Below are 21,662 nucleotides of genomic sequence, written 5' to 3'. Positions count from 1 at the left end.
TCATTCCACCTTGATCTGGATTTCTTCACCGGCGAGGCGCACCGAGTACACCTTCAGGTCGCGGCCACCGGGCTCTTTCAAGCATTTGCCGGTCGGGATATGGAACACGGCTTCGTGCAACGGGCACTCGACGGTGTCGCCGTCGACAAAGCCCTGCGTCAGCAATGCGTACGCATGGGGGCAGACGTTTTCCAGCGCATACAGCGCTTCGCCCACCTTGTAGATGCCGATCTCGGCGCCGTCGAGTTTGAACTCGAGCGGCGTGTCATCGGACAGGTCGCCGGCATGGCCGGCGCAGCGCCATTGTTCAGTCATTTCTCGCCTTCTCCTGAAGCTCTATGTTCCATACAAGGAACATCAGTTCGTGTATGGATAATTATAGGAGCGGGTTTGGCTGGAGAAAATAAAAATCTCGGCCGATAGGGGAAAACACCGAGCGTGGCGCTCGAAAGACAACATCGCCGGATCGAGCGTGAACCGCTGCGATGCTCTGTGAGCCTTGTCACGCAAGGTTCGAGCCAAATTTTCAGTCGTATCTGCCAGCCCTTATGCGGATTTGTACCGGGTCCGAAAATTTATTTTGACCACTCACAGACTCACTATAATTTTCCATAGGCGATACAAACGCCCATAGATGGAACACAAAGCGTAGCAGTTTCGGCGTAAACCGCGCAGAACTGCATCCAACCCAAAGCAAGGATCAGGGACGACGAATCCGGCGAGAGCTACCCGTCGTGTGATCAGGAGAACCAACGGTGAAGCACATCATTGCAGCCGGCTTGACGGCAATCTGCGCAACGACAGGCGCATGGGCGCAGAGCAGTGTGACGCTATACGGCAGCCTGGATGCCGGTGTCGCGTATATCAGCAATGTCGGCGGGCATTCGAAGTGGATGGAAGAACAGGGCAACATGCAGCCCGACCGCTGGGGCCTGAAGGGCGTGGAAGATCTGGGCGGCGGCCTGAAGACGGTTTTCCAGTTGGAGAACGGCTTTTATACGAACACCGGCGCGTTCGCCAAAGCCGGCGTGCTGTTCAATCGCCAGGCGTTCGTCGGTCTGAGCTCGGACACGATCGGCACGTTGACCCTCGGTCATCAGACGCCGTTCAGCTTCGATGTGCTGGGTCCGCTGAGCACGGCTTATCTGGCGGCAAGCTGGTACGCGTTCCACCCGGGCAATATCGACGAACTCGCCGACACCGGCGTGGTGCCGTTCGACAATTCGGTGAAATTCCGCTCGGCGAGTTTCAGCGGCTTCCAGGTCGGCGCGATGATGGGTCTCGGCAACACGACCAATTTCTCGACCGGCAAGACGCTGAGCTTTGCGCTTAGCTATGCGAACGGTCCGTTCAAGGCCGGCGCGACGTATGCGAACGAGCACAATCGCACGCCGTCGATCGTCACGACGGGCATCACCAACTTCCAGGGCGTGGCTGCAGCCAATTACACCGCGGACAAGGTCGAGAACATGGGGGCGGGCGCGTCATACCAGTTCGGCAAGCTGCTCGTGCACGGTCTGTATACGCGCGTGAAACTGGAGTCGGGCGGCCACTCGGACACGTATCAGAGCTACGACGTCGGCGCGAATTACCAGTTCACGCCGTTTAACACCGTGGCCGGTGGCGCCGCGACGACGACGCTGGCGGGGCATCGCTGGACGCAGTTCGAAATCGGCGATATCTACGCGTTGTCGAAGTCAACGCAGTTGTATGTGAACGCTCTGTACGAGCGTGCCGGTTCGAATACGGATGCGGCGTTCTTTACGGCGGGTGTGTCGAGTGGACGGAACCAGACGATCATTCTGACTGGCATCCATCACTCGTTCTGAGGTTCTGCTGGGACTGCTGGGGGTTGTGATCTGATGCGGCTAGTCCGGCTACGAACGCAGCCAGACTAGCGCTGAAGTGAAAGCTGAAATAGAGCGGAATCAGCCCGCCGCCAGCTGCTTGCGGCGCGCCTGAATCGCCGTCGGATCATCCGGACGCGGCCGGTAGCTGAGTCGCTCGGACAGTTCGAGCGCCGCCTGGCAAACCGCGACGATAAGCGGCTCGCGCTCTTCGGTTTCGCCGATATCCGAACGCGGAATCGTGACGGTCAACGCCGCCGCGATCTTGCCGCTCTGGTCGCGCACGGGCGCGCTCACCACAGAAATACCGCGCTCGAACGACGCTTCGCTCAGCGCATAACCGAGCGCCGCGCTTTCGCGCACTCGTTCGTATAGTTCTTCAACCGTGGCGGGCGTGCGTTCGGTGAAACGTTCGAGTTGCGGTTCGGGATACAACTGCCGCAATTCCTCGAAGCTCAAGTCGCCCATCAACACCTGACCATGCACCGTCGCATGCGCCGGCAAGCGCGTGCCGACATGGACCTTCACCGAGCTGAACATCGGCGCATGGGTTTGCGCCTTGGCGACGAACACCACGTCGCGCTGATCGCGGATCAGCAGATGCGTGCTCAGGCCCGTGGCGTCGCGCAGGCGTTCGAGAATCGGCGTGCCGACATCGGTCAATTCGAGCGAACTCAGATATTCGAAACCGAGCCTCAGCACCGCGACGCTCAGGCGGAAATAGCGGTCGCCGTTGACGCGCTCGAGAAAGCCGAGCGCTTCGAGCGTCTGCAATAAACGGAATGTCGTGGTGCGCGGAATGCCGATGCGCTTGGACAATTCGGGCGCGCCGAGCACCGGCTCGCGCGCGCTGAACTCCGCCAGAATGCGCAGGCCGCGCTCGAGGCCCGGCACGAGGTAAGTCGATCCGCCGGCGCTCTCTTCGTCGGTGGACTCCTGGGAGTCGGCGTCGTTTGCCTGGGCCCGCGGCAACGCGTCGTCCTGCGAAAGCGACGCTGCCGCACCGCGTGGCTTCGCTTGCTTGCGTCCCGCTCCTGTCTGCTCTTCTTTTGCCATCTTGGCTGCCGTTTCTACTGTTCATCAAGGTCAGATCAGCATGATAGCGCGTGGCGCGTCGCGGTTAACCATGCCAATTGCTGCACTGCCACCATTTCACGCGGTGCTATGCTTTTGAAGCGGTCCATTGCGCGAGGCCTCGCTGCCGCGCATTCGCTCCGCTCAAGCGTCGGGAGGCCACGCTCATGTCCGATTCCATTCAGATTCAGGTTGCCGACTCGCACCTTTATCCGGGCTGTGCGGTGCGCACTGCGCACTTGCCCGAACCGGCCAGGGCGGCGGCCGCCGTCGTCGAATTCGCGGATGGTTCCGGCGCCAATGCCACCTGCCACCGCCGCGCGCTCGACGAACTCGAACTGATGGTAGACCGCTATGCCACGCAAAAGCGTCACCCCGTCGACACGCGGCATTGGCTTCTGCTTGCCGTCGACGCGACACACAATAGTTGGCGCGTGAAGCGTAGACTCCCCTAGCCGGAACCGTCCGGCCACCTCGAATCCGCAACCGGTGCCGCGCGCACGCCGCCCCGAGCAGCGCGCCTGCGTCCGTCACAGCCCTTTCGGAGCTTCCCGATGACCGACAACGACTCCAGCCTGCCGCCGAACGCCGATGACAGCCCCGACGACCCCGACCGCCGCCGAGTCCTTACCGGCCTGGCAGCAGTCGGTATCGGACTGGCGCTGACGGGCTGCAAAACCGACCAAAGCATGTCGAGCACCGGCGCGCCGCGCAGCGCCGCCGACCTGCGTCTGGACGCCGCGCTTCACGATCAGGTCAAGCACATCGTCGTGATCTACGCGGAGAACCGCAGCTTCGCGAACCTGTACGGCAACTTCCCCGGCGTTCAGCATCCGCTCGACGCCGTGAGCGCAGAACGTTATCTGCAACTCGACCGCGACGGCAAGACGCCGCTGCCGCGCTTGCCGGCCATCTGGGGCGGCCTCGTGCCGCAAGCCCAGGAAGTGGACGGCAAGCGCTACATGATCGGCCAGAAGGATATCGTCAATCTGCACAACCGCCCGTTCCATATCGCCGACGCACAGGGCGCGCCGCTGCCGACCGGCGTGATCACGCGCGACCTCGTGCATCGCTTCTATCAGAACCAGATGCAGATCAACGCCGGCCGCAACAACCAGTTCGCCGCGTGGGGCGATTCCGGCGGCCTGGTGATGGGACACTACCGCAATTCCGCCGACGCACTGCGTCTGTGGAATCTCGCGCAGCAGTACACGCTGTGCGACAACTTCTTCATGGCGGCTTTCGGCGGCTCGTGGCTGAACCACATCTTCCTGATCTCGGCGCAGGCGCCGTTCTATCCGGACATCCAGAACAGCCCGGCCAAGAAGATGGTGTCTGTGATCGACGGCGACGATCCCACCGGCACGCGGCTGAAGCAGGCGGAAGACTCGCCCGCCTCCGCGCTCGACGGTCCGCCGAAATTCGTCAACGACGGCGCGTTCACCGCCGACGGCTACGCCGTCAACACGATGGCGCCGCCCTATCAGCCGAGCAACGTGCGGCCGGCCGAAGGCGGCAATCCGGCCTTCGCGGACCTGTCGAATCCGCGCGTGCTGCCGCCGCAGAAGTACGCGACGATCGGCGACCGGCTGACCGACAAGGGTGTCGACTGGGCCTGGTACAGCGGCGCGTGGCAGTACGCGTTGGAGCATCAGGATACCGGCGCGGTGCCCGACTTCCAGTATCACCATCAGCCGTTCAACTACTTCACGAATTACGCGCCGGGCACGGTGGCGCGGCGCAAATATCTGCGCGATGGCGGCCTCGGCAACGACGCGTCGACCAACCATCTGATCGCGGATATCGATGCAGGACGCTTACCGACGGTCGCGTTCTACAAGCCGCAAGGCGATCTGAACATGCACGCGGGTTACGCGGATGTCGCGTCGGGCGACCTTCACATCGCGACGGTGATCGAGCATATTCAGCGTGGGCCGCAATGGGCGAACACGGTCGTGGTGGTCACCGTCGACGAGAACGGCGGCTGGTGGGATCACGTGTCGCCGCCGAAGGGCGATCGCTGGGGTCCGGGCTCGCGGATTCCCGCGCTGGTGATTTCGCCGCTGGCGAAAAAGGGTTACGTCGATCACACCGTGTACGACACCAACTCGATCCTTCGACTGATCAGCCGCGTGCATGGGCTCGCGCCGCTCGATGGCGTGGTGGCGCGCGATCGGGCATTCGCAAGCAACGGACTCGCGCCGCTGGGAGATTTGACGGGCACGCTGGATCTGGCTTGAGCGCTTGAACGTTCGAAAGTTGAAACGCCTGCGGCGCGCGCGGCCTCAGGCGTTTCAACTCGAACTATTGCGGCTTCGACTGCGCGGCGCCATGCAGTTTTGCGACCACCGCATCGGCGATCTGTTGAGCCGTTTTCTTGATCGTCTTCTTCTCGTCGCCGCTCGCCATCACGAACTTGGCGGCGATCACGTACGGATTCAGTTTGATGGCCGCGCCCGGCATGCCTTTGCTGTCGGCTTCGTCGACGGCCTGATACAGCGGCGGCAAATCAGGCGTACCAAGGCTGTCGCACGACACCGCCACCTGAATGTCGTTCTGGCCGGCGCCGAATCCGACCATGGCGCGCCTGAGGCGATTGCCGTCGTCGACACTCAAGAACACGCCGCGCACTTGCCAACCGGAAGCCGGCAACGGTTGACCCGGCGCACTGCGGCGCGCGTCGACGCCCGCCTTTTTCAGAGCGTCCGTTAGCGCTTCCGCCATTTCGTCCACGATATGTTTCGCATGATCCTGCGGATTCTTGTCCTCGCCCATCGGTCCGGGTCCGCTCGGCAGCAAACCGCGCAGGCGGCGCACGCGTTGGCCTGGTCCGCTGTCCGGTGTCACGTTCGCGACGTCCAGATCGAAGTCGGCGACATACACGACCGGCGCGGGCGTCGCGAACGGCGCACTGTCCGCCGCGGCGGCGTTGACGATCGCCGCCGCGCTCAGGCATCCCGCCATCACTGTGCATTGCAAAAATCGATGAAGCATGGCGTGCCTCCGCGAACATTAACAGGACGCGGCTATCGTACAACCGTGCGCAGCGTGCGTCCTTTTTTTCGTACCTGATCGTCATGCGGTTTGCCTTGCATAACGCCCGTTGCGGCATAGACTGTTAAAGCACAACTTCGCAATTTGTACGGAACCCGCCATGCGACTGACCATCCTCATCAACGGTTCCGATCCCACCGTCAGCCATGATTACGCTGTGCTATGGCTCGACATCGACGAACACCGGTGGTCGAGAGAAGCACATCAAGGGATCGATCTGCCCCCGTGGGGCGAACTGCGCGACGATAACGGCGTGACCACTCTGTGTGCGCCCAGCACGGATGCGCCGCTGTGCACGCTGCGCGGATTGCATGTGGACCGCAAGCAGCGCGTGAGCGCCGCGCAAGGCGCCGCGGCATGGACCGCCCTGCCGACGCGCGCGCAGGCCAGCGGTTTCTGGCGCTTGCAAGCAGTGGACCGCCAACAGGTCCGCGCCGAACACAGCGTGTTCGACAATTAGGTTGTAGCACTCGTTTTATCGGTCTAAATTTCCGTGCGCGAGCGGCGCTCCGCTAGCGCATGGGTCATTTTGTCCGTGCGTTCGTACGCCGCATTTTTGATTCCCTAGTTGCGATTTCGTCGCTCGCGCATTTAAGGTCGCCTTAAGTTTGCGTGAGTAGAGTCGGAAGTCCACGCATTAGGGTCGCTGCAAGGCGGCCCGTTTTTTTTGGTGCGGCGAGATGTGGGACGTTGCCGTGCGCGCCATGCGGCGGCATCGTTTTTATGACAGCGCTCAACGCGCGAATCCGTTTTCCCCTCCGGTGTTTCCCTGCATTTCACGTCGCGCGGGACGGGCTCGCAACGCTATACTTGCGCCCCCGATCCCTCGACTGACCGACACATGAAGAAGTGGTTTGCCTATCTGTTGTTCGTCGTTGCCGCTCACGCAAGCGCAGCGCCTTCCTGCACTCAATTCACATCGAATGCGCAATGGCCGGTTCTGAGCAATCAGAAGATGGCGTCGAAAACGCGCATGCTTTGTTATAGCGATTTCGCGGTTCTGCATTCGGGCATCACGCACGGTCCGCTGTGGTCCGCCGAGCATCTGACGCGCGATCATATCGAGGCCGCCAAAGACATGGTGCGCACCAACAAATTCTTCGAAGACGCGCGCCTGCCGGACGGCGAAGGCGCCACGCTCGCGGACTACAAACGCAGCGGGTTCGACCGCGGTCATATGAGCCCGGCGGGCAATCGCTGGAATCAGGAAGCGATGGCACAATCGTTCTCGCTGGCCAATGTCGTGCCGCAAAACCGCGAGAACAATCAGCGCCTGTGGGCGCGCATTGAAACGTCGGTGCGCAAAATCGCAGTGTCGTACGACGATACCTATGTGGTCACCGGCCCGATCTTCAACGGCCAGCAGTTGCAGACTATCGGACCGACGGGCGTATTCGTGCCGACGCAGTTGTTCAAGGCGGTCTACGTGCCGTCGCGAAAGATGGCGTTCGCCGTGGTAGTGGACAACGTCTCGACGAATCGTTACGACATCAAGACGATTCACGAACTCGAAGCAGCATCGGGCATCCGTTTTCCGGGCATTCCGGAGAATCTCAAAGATCAGCGACCGGGAGGACTGAAAGGTGTTTAAACCCTATTCAAATGACGACGACGTGCTCAACATTCAAGGCGATGCGTTGACGGTGAGTAACGGCACAACGCGCATCGTGCTGAACGGCACGCTGGAGCTGACGCAGGATCAGCGCGGATTGAAGGCCGCATTGGCACTGAAAGAAGCTGTAGATGCGATCGTGGCCAGCTTGCAGGCGCAGAGCAATTTGCCCGCGAAGGTCAAGGATGAACCGGACGCCAAACCGGGCGTCGTGCAGAACCCGTTCAATTAGTCAAGCAAAGCGCTGGCGACCGGCGTGATGCATTTTTTCGTGCGAGCGGCCGGCCCTCATCTCGTGTTCCGCAGTTCGATCAAAGCCAGACGAATCCGCTCCACGACCTCGGGCCACCCTCTGCCTTGTTCCCGAAACAGGCGAGCAGAGGGAAACCACGGACTGTCTTCCCGTTCGAGGTGCCATCTCCAATCGCCCAGCATGGGCAACATCAGCCACAGCGGCCTACCCATCGCGCCCGCCAGATTGGCCGCCGATGTGTCAACGCTAATGACCAGGTCCAGCGCGTCCATCAGTTTTGCCGTATCGCCAAATGAACGAAGACCGGGTCCGAGATCATGCACGTTGCGCAAGCGCATGGCGTAGTCGGCGGCTTCGTCTTCGCCTTGGCCCTTCTGCATGATGTAGAACTCCACGTCCTCGAGCGCGAAGAGCGGATCGAGACAGCTGAGCGACGGCAACGATCTGGCAGCGTCGTTCTCGTGCGTGGGCGCACCTTTGAAGATCACGCCGACTTTCAATGCCTGCAAATTGCCCGGCAAGGCCATCGGTGTATGCGCGACGCCCGCCCGCAGATACGGCACCACGTCCGGCAAATGATCGATGTCGAGAGATGCCCACACCGGGATCGCATGCGGATAGACCCAATAGTCATGAATCGGCAGCAGCGGCGCATCTTCGACGCAGCAGATCGCCGCGGCCTCGCCCGAGGCCCTGAACAATTCGACGAGCGGCGCCTGACATACCACCGTCACCCGCACCGTCCCGTAGCGTTCGCGAAAAATCCGCGCAAACCGAAAAAAGAAAATCTCGTCACCCAGACCGAATTCGCTCCAGATAACGATCGATTTGCCTTCGAGCGACTCGCCACGCCAGTTCGCGTAAGCCGGTGGCGCCACGGTAGTCCGGCCTCGCCAATCCGAGCCGTCGAACAGCGCCTCACGTCGACGAAAACCCTCGGTGAGTTTGCCGAGAGCAATCAGCATCAGCGCATTGAAGAGTCGAGGCAAGCGCTCGTTCGGGAGTCGTCGGACACCTTCGTCCCATAAGTCCTCCAGTTGATCGCAAAGACCCCGGCGGACCAGTTCAAGGTTGATGTGGAAGTAGGTCTGGAGTCGATACGGATACAGTCTTAGCGTCTCTTGGCAAAGGTCCAGCATTGCCGAATCGGTTTCCGCACTCGGCATGGCAGTGGCCAGGTCGAAGAGTCGAGGCACATCGCGCTTGCGCAGCACTATTTCTATCGCATACGCGGCCGCTTGATGCTGTCTGTCAGCGAAGCCCTCATGCCGATTCTCGCCGAACTCGCAGAGAACGCAAAAGCGTTCGCACGATGAAACAGCCGACGCATCGTTCACCAGGTCGAGCGCATTCGCGGAACCCGCAATCGCCAGGTCAGGGCGATGCGGGGTGAAGGTGCGTTCATGATCGACGTCCGTCAGGGTGGGCGAGATTATTTCTTCGCCGCGAGAATCGGTCGGCAACGTCAAAATCAGATAACCGCCGGGCTTGATGAGTTCGAGCCACCTTGCGAGCACTTGATGAGGATTGGCGAAACGCCCGAGGCAATCTGAATGAACGAAATCAAATACATCGGCTGGCGCGTCGTCCATATAGATAACGTCACGCTCATTCACGTTCCAGGCAATCAGTTGTTCGATGCGAGGAAAAAGATCCGCGTAGCCGAAATCGGAATCGCGCCCGGCGCCCATGTCCAGGCCGACGCCAGAAAAGTAGCCCTGCAGAAATGCCGGATCCTGCGAGCGCCGCTGCGCGAGTTTGAGTGACGGGTTCATCTGGTGTTTCGCCCAAGTTAGGTCAGAAGTCAGGCCGCCCGGTTGACGGGGAGGCAGATGATATTCCGCCGGTAAAAACTCCTATATCGCAATATAGATAGCGCCTTGGGTGCGAACAAGCGAGTTTCCAGCTTGTAGCCGTGGCGCAAGCCGGAGGGCCGAAACTGCTTCGGCATCCCCAATATGTTTCAGCGGTTACGTTTTGTCACCAGAGCGACGTCAACTCCTGTCTTCCCGTCAACGTTAAACCGGCAGCGCTGAAACATTTCAGCCGCGACACAAGAATCAACCGGTTAAAACCAGGAGTTAAACCATGAAGACGCTTTTCGCCGCTCTCGCTTCCGCTCTGCTCGTGTCGACCGCTTTCGCTCAAACGGCCGCACCGTCCGCCGCGCAGCCCGCGCAAACGCAACCCGCCGGCCAGGCGAACCTGAAGGCGAGCACCGCCGTTCAAACGGGCGCCACGGACGACGGCGCCGCAGCGACGAAGGCGCCGGCCAAAGCCGCGACCAAAGCGCACGTGAAGAAGACGTCCGCCCATCACACGGCAAAAGCCCACAAGACCACGAAGAAGGCCGCGGCTGAAACGAGCGCCGCAACGACTAAAACGGAGGGCGCGAAAGAGGCCAGCAATGCCCCGGTAAAAGCCGACGGCGCAAAGACCGACACGACAAAAACGCAATAACACGTGATCGGTTTCGGCACGCACCGGCCAGGCATGTATAGGTAATCGAAGCCGAACTGTGCCGTTCAGGGAGGGCGAGTCATACGACTCGCCTTTTTTTATGCGCGGTTTTTTTCCAACACACACCCCAATTTTTGCACCGCGTTTACCCGCAGACGTCTAATCTCGAACTGTCTTGATCAACCATGGCGTCGATGAACGCCGCATCACATGGCTCTCACGCAATCAATCGACAGTTTCTCTATTCACCCGCTCAACGAGCCGCACGTTCAGCGCAACAACGTCATTCCCTTCCTCGCGGCACGCGTGCGCTTGCAGATAACTCTGCCTCATCGACCGCAAGAACTCGCCGGCACCCAGCTTCGCGCCCTGCTCCATTCTCCTCTTGGTGTTTATGTCGTCGCCACGCAGGCGGTTCGCCAGGAAATTCGCGTGCAACTCGACATCGCTCCCGACGACCTCGACTTCACACTGCACACACTGATCGCGACACTTCCCGCCGCGATGATCGGACCGTTGAAGCGCCGCAGCGCGGCCGTGATGGCGCGCTAACCATGTTCTCAGGGATTTGATCGGCGCGTTGCAGCGTCTCGCGGACTACTCGTCGCGATCAATCCCCCACGGGATTCAACTCAGCCAATGCCGCCAGCTTCTGCACATCGGCAATTTCGATTTCCGCATAACCGAGCTTCAGCGCGCCTTGCGTTTCGAACTGCTTCAACACCTGGTTGATCGTTTGCCGGGACAACGCCAGCATCATCGCGAGATCTTCTTGTGGGACTTTGAGCACGCGCCGCAATGCACCGGGCTCGCCGTAACCACCCGCCATCAATAACAAGCGGCGCGCCACGCGCTGCGCCGCGGGCAGCAACGCGGCCTCTTCGATCGCGTCGAAAGCAAGACGCAGCTTTTGCGTCAACAGCAAACCGAACAGATGCCAATAAGCGGGCGTGCGTTCCAGTAGCGCGACGAGTGCGGCGCGCGGCACATGAAACAGCTCGGAATCGCGTTCGGCATACGCGTCGTGGGTTCGCGGCCGGTTGTCGAACAGCGCGATCTCGCCGAACCAGTTCACCGGCTCGATCACGGCAAGCAAAGCCTCCTTGCCCGCCGAACTGGCCGCGCCGATTCTCACCAGGCCATCGAGCACGCAATAGACGCCGTCGTCGGAATCGCCGCGCGTGAAGAGCCGCTGCCCGGCGGCGAGCCGTTCGACACGTCCCGCTTCGATCAACTGCGCCTGCATGGCAGCCGGCGTCGAGCGAAACCACGCGCTGCGTCCCAGCAGCGCGGCAAGCTCATTCGATGGAAAACTCGCATTCATAGAACGGCGCTCGTGCCCGATTGTCGGCTACCCGATGGTTTCAAATTCCGCTGCCCGCGATTATGCTGACTTTGACAGAGGAGCGGCATCCATGAGAACGCTGACGGAACAGCTTACGCAATACGCGGCTTACCACCGTGACCGGCGCAATATCGCCACGCATTTCATCGGCATTCCGATGATCGTGCTGGCCCTGGCCGTATTGTTGAGCCGGCCTGCTTTCGTTGTCGACGCCTGGCCGCTAACGCTATCGCCGGCGTGGGTTTTATTCGTCGCGGCCACGCTGTATTACCTCGTGCTCGACGTGCCGCTCGGCGTGATGATGGCCTTCGTGTCCGCGCTCTGCGTCGCGTTCGGCCAGTGGACAGCCACGCAATCCACGTTGATGTGGCTCGTGATCGGTGTCGGGCTTTTTCTGGTCGGCTGGGTGTTTCAGTTCATCGGGCACGTTGCCTACGAGCATCGCAAGCCTGCCTTTGTGGACGATGTGATCGGCCTGCTGATCGGACCGCTGTTCGTGCTGGCCGAAGCGCTGTTCGGCTTCGGCTGGCGACCCGCGCTGCGCGCAGCGATCGAAGCGCAAGCCGGTCCGACGCGTCTCAACGCTGACCGTACGGCCGCGCATCGCTAGAGCGCGCCGCCGCTTCGTCGACGGCTCATTCGCCGCGGCGCAGCCCGCTCAGTTCGGGGCGAGACGAATGAGGCGCACGCTATGCAATGCCGTCAGCGCGACCGCGATCCAGATGGGAACGTAGGTCGCCAACTGCGCGACGCTCAGCGTTTCACCTAGCAACGTGATCGAGATCACCACCAGCAACACCGGCTCGACATAGCCGAGAATGCCGAACAATGCGACCGGCAACAAGCGGCTCGCCTTGAGATACGACGCCAGCGCAATGGTGCTCAGCGCGCCGAGACCCGGCAACAGCAGCCACCACCGATCCGGATGGCCGGCGATCATCGCCAGCGAGCCGCCGTTGAAAACCAGCACGCTTGCCGGCGGCAATAGTAGCGCCATCTCCACGGTGAACATCGCGAGCGAGTCGTGATTGATCTTGCGACGCAAAACGAAATACGGCGGATAGCCGAGCGAAACCAGCAAGGTCGGCCACGAAAATGCGCCCGTCACCCACAGTTCATGACCGACACCGACCGCCGCGCACGCAACAGCGAGCCACTGCAAACGGTCCAGACGCTCGTGATAATAAAAGCGCCCGACAAGCACCATCGCCAGCGGAAGGAGGAAATAGCCGAGCGAGACTTCGAGCATCCGGCCATGTAGAGGCGCCCACAGAAATACCCACAGTTGCGCGCCAAGCAACGCCGCGCTCACGATCATCGCCAAGCCGAGTTTCGGGGCGGTCACCATGCGGTAAAGAAGCTGCCGCAGAATGGGCAGGCGCTTTCTCAATGCCACCAGCACCAGCGCGCCCGGCACGGTCAGGACGACACGCCAGGCGAAAATGTCGAGGCCGCTTAGCGGCGCGAGCAGGGTTGCGTAAGCGGACAGTAATGCAAAGGTCGTGGTCGCGCACACCGACAACGCGATCCCGCGCTTCAGGGCATACTGATTCATCGAGCGCCCCGTTGGGCAGTCGCTTCGAGACGCGATACCGGCGCGTGCGCGGGCGAGGTTGTTTGCAGTGCAGCATGCAGCCGCCCGGCATTCGTTGTTGTCATTGGAAATGGAATCTCATAAGCGGGCAGCGCGTGTCCGGCACTGTATTTCTTGCTTTCGATAAACGATATGAAGGCGGCATTCTAGACGGGTTATCCGTTCGCGGCTCCGCGTAGGTGCCGCGCGCTGTCAACAATCAGCTGAAATTATTCCGTGCGCATCACGCGTCGATGGACTAGAACATAACTTCATGTGCGGTCGACAACCCCGGTCTTTTCACCGGCAACGCCTCACATCACTTCGCGCCGAGCGATTGAAGCGCGAATCTTGCTACCTAGTCTTGCGACGCTGCTTGCATTACCGTTCGCAACGCCCCCGAAGGACGTCCCCTTGGGGACAGCATGTGCAGCATCCCTGAGCCAGGCCGGCGATGACAGTCCTACGGACCGAGTCCGACCTTCTTCTCCACGGCACGCCTCAACTGCGTTCATCGCGCGTGCCGCCGCCCGGCAGCATCCCGCTCATCGAATGTGACTACTGGAGCCAGCATGACCCAGCCAGCCCTATCGCACGACGCATCGCCCGACCTACGCTCCGCCTTTGCCGCCGACGTTCGCGCCGGCCTCACCCATACGCCGCAGAAAGAGCTGCCGTCCAAGTATCTGTATGACGAAGTGGGCTCCGCGCTGTTCGAAGTGATTACCGTGTTGCCCGAATACGGCGTGACGCGCGCCGAGGAACGCCTGCTTACCAAACACGCCGCGGACATCGTCGCGCACTTGCCACATGACGTGACGGTCGCCGAACTCGGCAGCGGCAGCGGCCGCAAAACACGGCGCATTCTGGAAGCGCTGTGTAAAAAGCGCCCCACTTCTTACTGTCCGATTGAAATTTCGCGCAGTGCGTTGCAGTTGTGCAGGCGCGAACTCGGCGACATCGAACGCATTTCGATTGTCGGTTATGAACGCGATTACCTGGCCGGCCTTGCTGAAGTGAGCAAGCAGCGCGCGTCGGACGAGCGGTTACTTGTGCTGTTTCTTGGCAGTACGATCGGTAATTTCGGCAGACTCGCCGCAACACGTTTCCTGCGCGATATCCGCAACATGCTCGCCCCCGGCGACGCGTTGCTGCTCGGCACCGACCTGATCAAGCCGACGCCCGTCCTGGTGGCCGCCTATGACGACTCGATCGGCGTCACCGCGTCGTTCAATCTGAACCTGCTGGCGCGCATCAATCGCGAACTCGACGGCGACTTTCCGCTCGAGGCGTTCGAGCACGTCGCGCGCTTCAACCCGGACGCGCGCAGCATCGAAATGCATCTGCGAGCCAAGCGCGACATCACCGCCCACGTGGGCGCGGCGCAATTGACGGTGTCGCTCAAGGGGGGCGAAACGATCTGGACCGAGAGCAGCCACAAATATCGCGCGGAAGAAATGCCCGCGATTGCCGACGACGCCGGCTTCCTGTGCAGCCATCAATGGATCGAAGACGAATGGGGCTTTGCGGAGAGCCTGCTGCTGGCGCGTTGAGCGCGCTGGGCCGCTGACGGAAGCACGGTCACGCAAACACGGCAAGGCGGCGCGCCATCGCGCATGATGGCGCGCCGCCTTTTGTTTTGCGTGATTCGCGCGTTCTACGCGCTGCCGCTCAGTGCTGCTCGAAACGTTCGTAACGCTTTTCGGTCGCGCGCTCTTCGCCGGCCACCTCCGTCACGCGCGCCGCCGGCGGCCCGTGACGCAACCACGACAGCATCCGGTCGACCTGGTTCGCCGAGCCCTGCAACATCGCTTCGACAGAGCCGTCGTCGAGATTCGCCACCCATCCCTTGATACCGAGCGCATGCGCCTGCCGCACGGTCGCGTGGCGAAAACCGACGCCCTGCACGGTGCCGCGCACGCGCACGTAATACGTTTCGATCCGCTGATCCAGATCCGGGGCCATGCCGTCCTCTCTTCGCATACTTTCAAGCCGGCATTCTAGTCGCGTCCCGGCGAGCTTGCTCGGCAAAGCGCGCATCTGATTGTTCGCATGGGACCGCCGGCGCGACACGCGGCGCGCGCGCCACGTACAATCCGTCGACTGTCACGCGGGAAATGGAAACAGAATGACCGAACAGAATCGCGATCTCGTGCTCGTGACCGGCGCCTCCGGCTTTGTCGGCTCGTCGGTGGCGCGCATCGCGCAACAGAAGGGTTTCAAGGTGCGTGTGCTGGTGCGCGCCACCAGTCCGCGTCAGAACGTCGAGTCGCTGGACGCGGAAATCGTGATCGGCGATATGCGCGACGAAGCGTCGATGCGCCACGCGCTGCGCGGCGTGCGCTATCTGCTGCACGTGGCCGCCGACTATCGGCTGTGGGCGCCTGACCCGAGCGAGATCGAGCGCTCGAACCTCGAAGGCACCGAAGCGACCATGCGCGCGGCGCTGAAGGAAGGCGTCGAGCGCATTGTCTACACGAGCAGCGTGGCCACGTTGAAAGTGACCAGTTCCGGCCAGTCCGCCGACGAAACCTCGCCGCTCAAAGCCGATCAGGCGATTGGCGTGTACAAACGCAGCAAGGTGCTGGCCGAGCGCGCGGTGGAGCGGATGATCGCCGAAGACGGCTTGCCGGCGGTGATCGTCAACCCCTCCACGCCGATCGGACCGCGCGACGTCAAGCCGACGCCGACCGGACGCATCATCGTGGAAGCGGCGCTCGGCAAGATTCCGGCGTTCGTCGACACGGGCCTGAATCTCGTGCACGTGGATGACGTCGCGGCCGGCCAATTCCTCGCGCTCGAACGTGGCAAGATCGGCGAGCGCTATATTCTCGGCGGCGAAAATCTGCCGCTTCAGCAGATGCTCGCGGATATCGCGGCGCTGACCGGCCGCAAGGCGCCGACGCTGAGTCTGCCGCGCTGGCCGCTCTATCCGCTGGCCATGGGTGCCGAAGCAGTCGCCAAGATCACGAAACGCGAACCGTTCGTCACCGTCGACGGCTTGAAGATGTCGAAGAACAAGATGTATTTCACGTCGGCGAAAGCGGAACGCGAACTTGGCTATCGCGCGCGGCCCTATCGCGAGGGCTTGAGCGACGCGCTCGACTGGTTCAGGCAAGCGGGCTATCTGAAGCAGTAATCTGCATGAACAAGCGGCCTGTGTCCCGCAAGCCGGCTCGGCCGCAAGCATTTTGTTACAACGTCACTGTGTTAGCGACAGGTAAAAGCCTACGCGCAGCAGTTAAAATCGCGGGTCTTACCAGAGAAAAGCTCGCATGAATCTTCACGAACAGCTCGGCGCACTGGAAATGGGCGTCGATCAGCTCATTCAGGCTGTCGTGGCCCCGCTGGCCGAAAACATTTCCGAGACACCCGCACAGAACGCCGCGCCGCCAGCGTCTGCATCCGCGGATCACGTCGCGTCCGAATCCAATGCAAATGCGGCTGAGACCGAGGCGGCCGTCGTCGAAGGTGAGGCGCCGGCCCCGCAGCTTCAGCCCACGCTCGAAATTAATCGCCCCGCGCAGAACGAGATCACCATGACGATCGGCGGCCAGACCGTCGCGTTGCGCGCGGAGCAGATCGGCCAACTGATCGAGGAACTGTCGAACGCGCGCGCGTCGATGACGCCGGAACCGCCGCCGGGCATTCCGCCAGGCTGGCGCTTCGTGTCCACCAAGAATCCGGTCATGGCGGTGCAGAAACAGTCGAATGGCGACCGTCTGCTGGTCATGCGCCACACCGGCCACGGCTGGGTGCCGTTCACGTTTTCGCCCGACATGGTGATCCAGCTTTACATGATGCTCACCAAGTAAAAAAGCGGCGCCCGATGAGCGCCGCTTTTGCATTCCTCCGCGATTTCCGACTACCGTTCGCTTCAGCGTTCCTGCACCGGCGCCTGAACCCGCGCCTTCCACTGTCCGCCCTTGCCGCGCCAATAACGCACCGCCGACGCAAACGTCGCGCCGACATAGAACAATGCGATCAGCGGCAGAAACGGCGCCCACAACGGCGAGCGGCGGTAATAGCTCAGCATCGGCGCATACGCGCAACACATGGCGGCCCACGCGAGCCACGCGGGCCAGCCTGTCGGACCGAGCACCAGCGCGGCGACCGGCGGCATCAGATAGATGATCGTCATGCCGGCCAGCGTACCCGCCAGCAGCAGCGGCGAGTAGCGCAGCTGCGTGAAGGCCGTGCGCGCGATCATGTTCCAGATCTCACGCCAGCTATCGTACGGACGCAGCGACACGCTGCGCGCCGCCACATCCAGCCGGATCGGATGACGCCCCTTGCCGCGATGCTTGATGCGCGCGGCGAGGCTGCAGTCGTCGATCAGCTCGGCGCGAATCGACTCGATGCCGCCTGCTTCTTCCAGCGCGCTACGGCGCACCAGCATGCAGCCACCCGCGGCCGCCGCCGTCCGATTGCGCGGGTTGTTGACCCACGAGAACGGGTACAGCTTGGCGAAGAAGAATACGAAGGCGGGAATCAGCGCCTTTTCCCAGAACGAATCGCAGCGCAGCCGCACCATCAGCGAAACGAGATCGCGCTGTTCCGCGTCGGCGCGCGCGACGAGTTGCGCGACCGCGTCGGCGGGATGGCCGATGTCGGCATCGGTCAGCAGAAGGTAGTCCGCGGACAAGCCAAGCGTGCGCACGGCCTCGATACCTTGCGACTGTGCCCACACCTTGCCCGACCAACCGGGCGGCAGCGGCTTCGCGCTCAACACGGTCAGACGGTCCGGGCATTGCAACTGCAGGGCCGCGGCGCGAGCGGCGTCGGCGGTGCCGTCGGTGCTGTGGTCGTCGACGACGATCACGTGGAAGTCGCCCGCATAATCCTGCTGAAGCAGCGTGGTCACCGCCTCCGCGATGACATCGACTTCATTGCGGGCCGGCACCACGGCGGCCACGGCCGGCCACGTTGCGCGCGGCGCGATGGTCAGCGGCGCAGCAGGACGCGCGCGCCAGAAACCGCCGCGCCCGAACAGCAGCACACACCAGATCAGCAAGGAGAGACACGACAGAAGAAACAGAACCACCGCCATTAAGCATTACCCTCGATTGAACGGGCCTGCACGCCGACGCGACGCGACAGCCACATCACCACGGTGCGGGCCGCGACCACGCACCAGTCAAACGTATTGAGCACCGGCCGCTCGTGAAACACGTCGTAGCCCGCGCTCTCGATGCGTTCGAGAAAGCGTAGGCCGCCGTGAACGGCACCGCATAACTCGATGCCCAGCCTGCCCTGAATCCGCAAGGCGAGCGGCGCGCCACGCACCAGCATCTCGCGCACGAACGACACTTCGTGCGCCATGAGCGCCCGCCAGTCTTCATCGGCGACTCCGCTGGCAATGTGCGCCTCGGTCACGTTGAAGCGCCGCATATCGGCGAGCGGCAGGTACACGCGGTCCTTTTTCCAGTCGGCGGAGACGTCCAGCCAAAAGCTGATCAACTGAGACGCCGTGCAGATCGCGTCGGCCTCGGCGAGATTCTCCGGCGTGGCCGCGTTGATCAGATGCAGCATCAGATGCCCGAGCGGGTTGGCCGAGTGACGGCAATAGTCGAGCAGCGCGGCGCGGTCGGCGAAACGGCCGGCGTCGATATCCTGGGCGCACCCCTCTAGCAGATCGTAGAACGGCGCGAGCGGCAGTTTATACTGCGCGACCACGCCGGCGAGCTTGTCGAACAACAGCGGATGGACTGGCGCCGCGCGTTGTTCCGCTACCGCGTCGAGGCCGGCGCGGAAGTCGGCGAGACGGGCGTGCCGCTCGGTTGCGCTCCAATCGCCTTCGTCGGCGATGTCGCCCGCCGTGCGCACAACCTGATAGATAATGCCGATGGGCGCGCGCAGCGCCTTGGGCAGCAACACGCTCGCGACCGGAAAGTTTTCGTATTGATCGACGTCCATCCAGCGAGCCTCGAAACCCTTTTGTAATGCGGGCACCAGTCGCCGCGCGACTACGTAGTTTAAGGGTTCCGTCAAACCGCTGCAGCTTGCAATCATTACCGCTTCCGCATTGCCGTACCCGATGCTTGCCGCGCCGGGCGCCGGTTCCGCTGTTGTGACGCCCGACCGACACCCGCCGGGCGCCGCCAAAGCAAAGCCCGGCTGATAGCGTTAGAATGCGCGTTTGGTTTTGCTGTACCGGCACGTCGCCGGGGCTCAAGACATCAACTAATTAGATGATCGCGGCGATAAAGTCATAGTTACCGACTTCTTCGAAACCCGCGTCAGTCGGAGTTCGCCAACTTATGCGAGTCATCCTTGCTCAACCCCGCGGCTTTTGTGCGGGTGTTGTTCGCGCAATCGAGATCGTCGACCGCGCGTTGCAGCAACACGGCGCACCCGTGTATGTTCGCCACGAGATTGTTCACAATCGGCACGTGGTCGACAATCTGCGCCAGAAAGGCGCGCGTTTCGTCGAGGAACTCGATGAAGTGCCGCAAGGCGCCGTGGCGATTTTCAGCGCCCACGGTGTCGCTCAGACAGTTGAGCGCGATGCCGAAGCGCGCGGTCTCGACGTGCTCGACGCGACCTGCCCGCTGGTCACCAAAGTGCACGTGCAGGGCCGCCAGTATGTCGGCGCCGGCCGCACGCTGATACTGATCGGCCACGCCGGGCATCCGGAAGTGGAAGGCACGATCGGCCAGATTCCGGGCAAAGTGCTGCTGGTGCAGAGCGAGGCCGAGGTCGCGCATCTGGACCTGCCGCTCGACACACCGCTCGCTTATGTCACGCAAACCACTCTCTCGGTGGACGACACGCGCGGCATCATCGACGCGCTGCTGCGCCGCTTCACGGATATTGTCGGTCCGGATACGCGCGACATCTGCTACGCCACGCAAAACCGCCAGGCCGCGGTGCGCGAGTTGAGCAAGGAGGTCGACGTGCTGCTAGTGGTGGGCGCAACCAATAGTTCGAACTCGAACCGGCTGCGCGAGATCGGCAGCGAAAGCGGCGTGGCGAGCTATCTCGTCGCCGACGGTTCGGAAGTGAAGCCGGAATGGTTTGCGAATGTGCAGACCGTCGGCATCACGGCCGGTGCTTCGGCGCCGGAAGAGATGGTCAAGAACGTAATCGATGCGCTGAGCGCATTGGGGCCCGTCGATGTCACGACGATGGCGGGCCGTGAAGAAAAAGTCGAATTCAAGTTGCCATCGAAGCTGATGCAACCACTCGCTGCACGCGAAGTTTAAGGAGGACGTCTTGTCTATTCCGCTGCTACAGAAAGTCCGGGTCGGCGCATACATCATGCGTCAGCATATGTCCGGGAACAAACGCTATCCGCTCGCCCTGATGCTGGAGCCGCTGTTCCGCTGCAACCTCGCCTGCAATGGCTGCGGCAAGATCGACTATCCGGATCCCATCCTGAATCAGCGTTTGTCGCTGCAGGAATGCCTTGAAGCCGTCGACGAATGCAATGCGCCGGTGGTCTCGATCGCAGGCGGCGAACCGCTGCTGCACAAGGAAATGCCGCAGATCGTGAAGGGCATCATGGCGCGCAAGAAGTTCGTGTACCTGTGCACGAACGCGCTGCTGATGGAAAAGAAGATGGACGACTACGAGCCGAATCCGTACTTCGTCTGGTCGGTTCACCTCGACGGCGACAAGCAGGCGCACGACCACTCGGTGTCGCAAGACGGCGTGTACGACAAGGCTGTCGCCGCCATCAAGGAAGCGAAGCGCCGCGGTTTCCGCGTGAACATCAACTGCACGCTGTTCAACGACGCCGTGCCGGAACGCGTCGCTGCGTTCTTCGACACGCTGGGCCCGATGGGCGTGGACGGCATCACCGTCTCGCCGGGTTACGCGTACGAACGCGCGCCGGATCAGCAGCACTTCCTGAACCGCGACAAGACCAAGCACCTGTTCCGCGAAATTTTCAAGCGCGGCAACAACGGCAAGAACTGGTCGTTCAGCCAGTCGAGCATGTTCCTTGACTTCCTGGCCGGCAATCAGACATACGAATGTACGCCGTGGGGCAACCCCGCGCGTACCGTGTTCGGCTGGCAAAAGCCGTGCTATCTCGTCGGCGAAGGTTACGTGAAGACCTTCAAGGAACTGATGGAAACCACGGACTGGGACAAGTACGGCACGGGTAACTACGAGAAGTGCGCGGACTGCATGGTGCACTGCGGTTTCGAAGCGACCGCCGTGATGGATACGGTCACGCATCCGCTGAAGGCGCTGAAGGTTGCCGTGCGCGGTCCGAAGACCTCGGGCGCGTTCACGAAGGACATTCCTTTGGACAAGCAACGTCCCGCCGAGTACGTCTTCTCCCGCCACGTCGAGATCAAGCTGGAAGAGATCAAGGTGTCGGGCAAGGGCAAGAAAGTGCAAACGGCGACGGCTGCAACTTAAGCGGTCGAAGGGGCGGCCTCGCGCCGTCCTTTGTCCTGTATGCAAAAAAGCGCGGTGGCCATTCAGCCACCGCG

At 62.0% G+C, this 21,662-nt stretch carries 23 protein-coding genes; 14 read left to right on the top strand and 9 right to left on the bottom strand.

The window, feature by feature from the left end:
- On the bottom strand, positions 1 to 315 hold the full coding sequence (locus B0G81_RS02805; RefSeq protein WP_116122805.1) for a non-heme iron oxygenase ferredoxin subunit: 315 nt from the start codon (positions 313 to 315) through the stop codon (positions 1 to 3).
- Between the two features lie 440 nt (positions 316 to 755).
- On the opposite strand from B0G81_RS02805, the gene B0G81_RS02800 reads away from it, so the two are divergent.
- Positions 756 to 1,829 carry a porin gene (locus B0G81_RS02800; RefSeq protein ID WP_134133423.1) on the top strand — a complete coding sequence of 358 codons (1,074 nt, stop codon included), beginning with the start codon at positions 756 to 758 and terminating at the stop codon, positions 1,827 to 1,829.
- Between the two features lie 99 nt (positions 1,830 to 1,928).
- Here the strand turns inward: B0G81_RS02800 and B0G81_RS02795 are convergent, their stop codons facing one another.
- A complete protein-coding gene (locus tag B0G81_RS02795) occupies positions 1,929 to 2,903 on the bottom strand; it encodes an IclR family transcriptional regulator (RefSeq protein WP_134133421.1) in 975 nt (324 codons plus the stop codon).
- Between the two features lie 185 nt (positions 2,904 to 3,088).
- On the opposite strand from B0G81_RS02795, the gene B0G81_RS02790 reads away from it, so the two are divergent.
- Together B0G81_RS02790 and B0G81_RS02785 are read left to right on the top strand one after the other, a co-directional pair.
- Positions 3,089 to 3,376, top strand: a complete 288-nt coding sequence (locus B0G81_RS02790; RefSeq protein ID WP_116123884.1) for a hypothetical protein — start codon at positions 3,089 to 3,091, stop codon at positions 3,374 to 3,376.
- A gap of 99 nt (positions 3,377 to 3,475) precedes the next feature.
- On the top strand, positions 3,476 to 5,161 hold the full coding sequence (locus B0G81_RS02785; RefSeq protein WP_134133418.1) for an acid phosphatase: 1,686 nt from the start codon (positions 3,476 to 3,478) through the stop codon (positions 5,159 to 5,161).
- A 64-nt stretch (positions 5,162 to 5,225) separates the two neighbouring features.
- Here B0G81_RS02785 and B0G81_RS02780 read toward each other — a convergent pair whose 3' ends face one another.
- Positions 5,226 to 5,915: a DUF4410 domain-containing protein gene (locus B0G81_RS02780; protein WP_134133415.1), complete on the bottom strand. Its 690-nt coding sequence runs from the start codon at positions 5,913 to 5,915 to the stop codon at positions 5,226 to 5,228.
- A gap of 160 nt (positions 5,916 to 6,075) precedes the next feature.
- On the opposite strand from B0G81_RS02780, the gene B0G81_RS02775 reads away from it, so the two are divergent.
- The 3 genes from B0G81_RS02775 to B0G81_RS02765 all read left to right on the top strand — a co-directional run bounded on the left by B0G81_RS02775 (position 6,076) and on the right by B0G81_RS02765 (position 7,819).
- Positions 6,076 to 6,435: a DUF3564 domain-containing protein gene (locus B0G81_RS02775; RefSeq protein WP_106286447.1), complete on the top strand. Its 360-nt coding sequence runs from the start codon at positions 6,076 to 6,078 to the stop codon at positions 6,433 to 6,435.
- 381 nt (positions 6,436 to 6,816) lie between these two features.
- Positions 6,817 to 7,566 (top strand): DNA/RNA non-specific endonuclease, encoded by a 750-nt coding sequence (locus B0G81_RS02770; protein ID WP_134133413.1) that lies wholly within the window; start codon positions 6,817 to 6,819, stop codon positions 7,564 to 7,566.
- On the top strand, positions 7,559 to 7,819 hold the full coding sequence (locus tag B0G81_RS02765; RefSeq protein WP_012428833.1) for a hypothetical protein: 261 nt from the start codon (positions 7,559 to 7,561) through the stop codon (positions 7,817 to 7,819). The genes B0G81_RS02770 and B0G81_RS02765 overlap by 8 nt, the downstream gene beginning before the upstream one ends.
- 56 nt (positions 7,820 to 7,875) lie before the next feature.
- Here B0G81_RS02765 and B0G81_RS02760 read toward each other — a convergent pair whose 3' ends face one another.
- Positions 7,876 to 9,615, bottom strand: a complete 1,740-nt coding sequence (locus tag B0G81_RS02760; protein ID WP_134133410.1) for a methyltransferase type 11 — start codon at positions 9,613 to 9,615, stop codon at positions 7,876 to 7,878.
- Between the two features lie 313 nt (positions 9,616 to 9,928).
- Between B0G81_RS02760 and B0G81_RS02755 the strand changes: the two genes are divergently transcribed.
- Both B0G81_RS02755 and B0G81_RS02750 read left to right on the top strand, forming a co-directional pair.
- Entirely contained in the window at positions 9,929 to 10,300 is a 372-nt protein-coding gene (locus B0G81_RS02755; protein WP_121309532.1) for a hypothetical protein, read from the top strand.
- Between the two features lie 210 nt (positions 10,301 to 10,510).
- On the top strand, positions 10,511 to 10,852 hold the full coding sequence (locus B0G81_RS02750) for a hypothetical protein (RefSeq protein ID WP_134133409.1): 342 nt from the start codon (positions 10,511 to 10,513) through the stop codon (positions 10,850 to 10,852).
- Between the two features lie 58 nt (positions 10,853 to 10,910).
- Here the strand turns inward: B0G81_RS02750 and B0G81_RS02745 are convergent, their stop codons facing one another.
- Positions 10,911 to 11,624, bottom strand: a complete 714-nt coding sequence (locus tag B0G81_RS02745; RefSeq protein WP_134133408.1) for a Crp/Fnr family transcriptional regulator — start codon at positions 11,622 to 11,624, stop codon at positions 10,911 to 10,913.
- 91 nt (positions 11,625 to 11,715) lie between these two features.
- Here B0G81_RS02745 and B0G81_RS02740 point away from each other — a divergent pair, with 91 nt between their 5' ends.
- On the top strand, positions 11,716 to 12,255 hold the full coding sequence (locus B0G81_RS02740; protein ID WP_134133407.1) for an Mpo1-like protein: 540 nt from the start codon (positions 11,716 to 11,718) through the stop codon (positions 12,253 to 12,255).
- Between the two features lie 48 nt (positions 12,256 to 12,303).
- On the opposite strand, the gene rarD is transcribed toward B0G81_RS02740, so the two are convergent.
- Positions 12,304 to 13,200, bottom strand: coding sequence for an EamA family transporter RarD (rarD, locus tag B0G81_RS02735; RefSeq protein WP_134133406.1), 897 nt, complete (start codon positions 13,198 to 13,200; stop codon positions 12,304 to 12,306).
- A 590-nt stretch (positions 13,201 to 13,790) separates the two neighbouring features.
- Here rarD and egtD point away from each other — a divergent pair.
- Positions 13,791 to 14,771, top strand: coding sequence for an L-histidine N(alpha)-methyltransferase (gene egtD, locus B0G81_RS02730; RefSeq protein ID WP_134133403.1), 981 nt, complete (start codon positions 13,791 to 13,793; stop codon positions 14,769 to 14,771).
- A 118-nt stretch (positions 14,772 to 14,889) separates the two neighbouring features.
- On the opposite strand, the gene B0G81_RS02725 is transcribed toward egtD, so the two are convergent.
- Entirely contained in the window at positions 14,890 to 15,183 is a 294-nt protein-coding gene (locus tag B0G81_RS02725; RefSeq protein ID WP_012428825.1) for an acylphosphatase, read from the bottom strand.
- Between the two features lie 163 nt (positions 15,184 to 15,346).
- Here B0G81_RS02725 and hpnA point away from each other — a divergent pair, with 163 nt between their 5' ends.
- Positions 15,347 to 16,357 carry a hopanoid-associated sugar epimerase gene (gene hpnA, locus B0G81_RS02720; protein ID WP_134133401.1) on the top strand — a complete coding sequence of 337 codons (1,011 nt, stop codon included), beginning with the start codon at positions 15,347 to 15,349 and terminating at the stop codon, positions 16,355 to 16,357.
- Between the two features lie 136 nt (positions 16,358 to 16,493).
- Positions 16,494 to 17,033, top strand: a complete 540-nt coding sequence (locus B0G81_RS02715; protein WP_116146584.1) for a hypothetical protein — start codon at positions 16,494 to 16,496, stop codon at positions 17,031 to 17,033.
- A gap of 62 nt (positions 17,034 to 17,095) precedes the next feature.
- Here the strand turns inward: B0G81_RS02715 and B0G81_RS02710 are convergent, their stop codons facing one another.
- Both B0G81_RS02710 and hpnC read right to left on the bottom strand, forming a co-directional pair.
- Positions 17,096 to 18,268 carry a glycosyltransferase gene (locus B0G81_RS02710; protein WP_116146585.1) on the bottom strand — a complete coding sequence of 391 codons (1,173 nt, stop codon included), beginning with the start codon at positions 18,266 to 18,268 and terminating at the stop codon, positions 17,096 to 17,098.
- Positions 18,268 to 19,134, bottom strand: a complete 867-nt coding sequence (gene hpnC / locus B0G81_RS02705) for a squalene synthase HpnC (protein WP_134142972.1) — start codon at positions 19,132 to 19,134, stop codon at positions 18,268 to 18,270. The genes B0G81_RS02710 and hpnC overlap by 1 nt, the downstream gene beginning before the upstream one ends.
- A 344-nt stretch (positions 19,135 to 19,478) precedes the next feature.
- Here hpnC and ispH point away from each other — a divergent pair, with 344 nt between their 5' ends.
- Together ispH and hpnH are read left to right on the top strand one after the other, a co-directional pair.
- Positions 19,479 to 20,423 (top strand): 4-hydroxy-3-methylbut-2-enyl diphosphate reductase, encoded by a 945-nt coding sequence (gene ispH, locus B0G81_RS02700; protein WP_106281469.1) that lies wholly within the window; start codon positions 19,479 to 19,481, stop codon positions 20,421 to 20,423.
- A 10-nt stretch (positions 20,424 to 20,433) separates the two neighbouring features.
- Positions 20,434 to 21,588 (top strand): adenosyl-hopene transferase HpnH, encoded by a 1,155-nt coding sequence (gene hpnH / locus B0G81_RS02695; protein ID WP_106281471.1) that lies wholly within the window; start codon positions 20,434 to 20,436, stop codon positions 21,586 to 21,588.
- The last annotated feature ends 74 nt before the right edge of the window (positions 21,589 to 21,662 follow it).

The organism is Paraburkholderia sp. BL6665CI2N2, from assembly GCF_004366535.1.
GTDB lineage: Bacteria > Pseudomonadota > Gammaproteobacteria > Burkholderiales > Burkholderiaceae > Paraburkholderia.
Note: the sequence above shows the minus strand (reverse complement) of the source record. Positions and strands in the feature narration are given on the sequence as shown.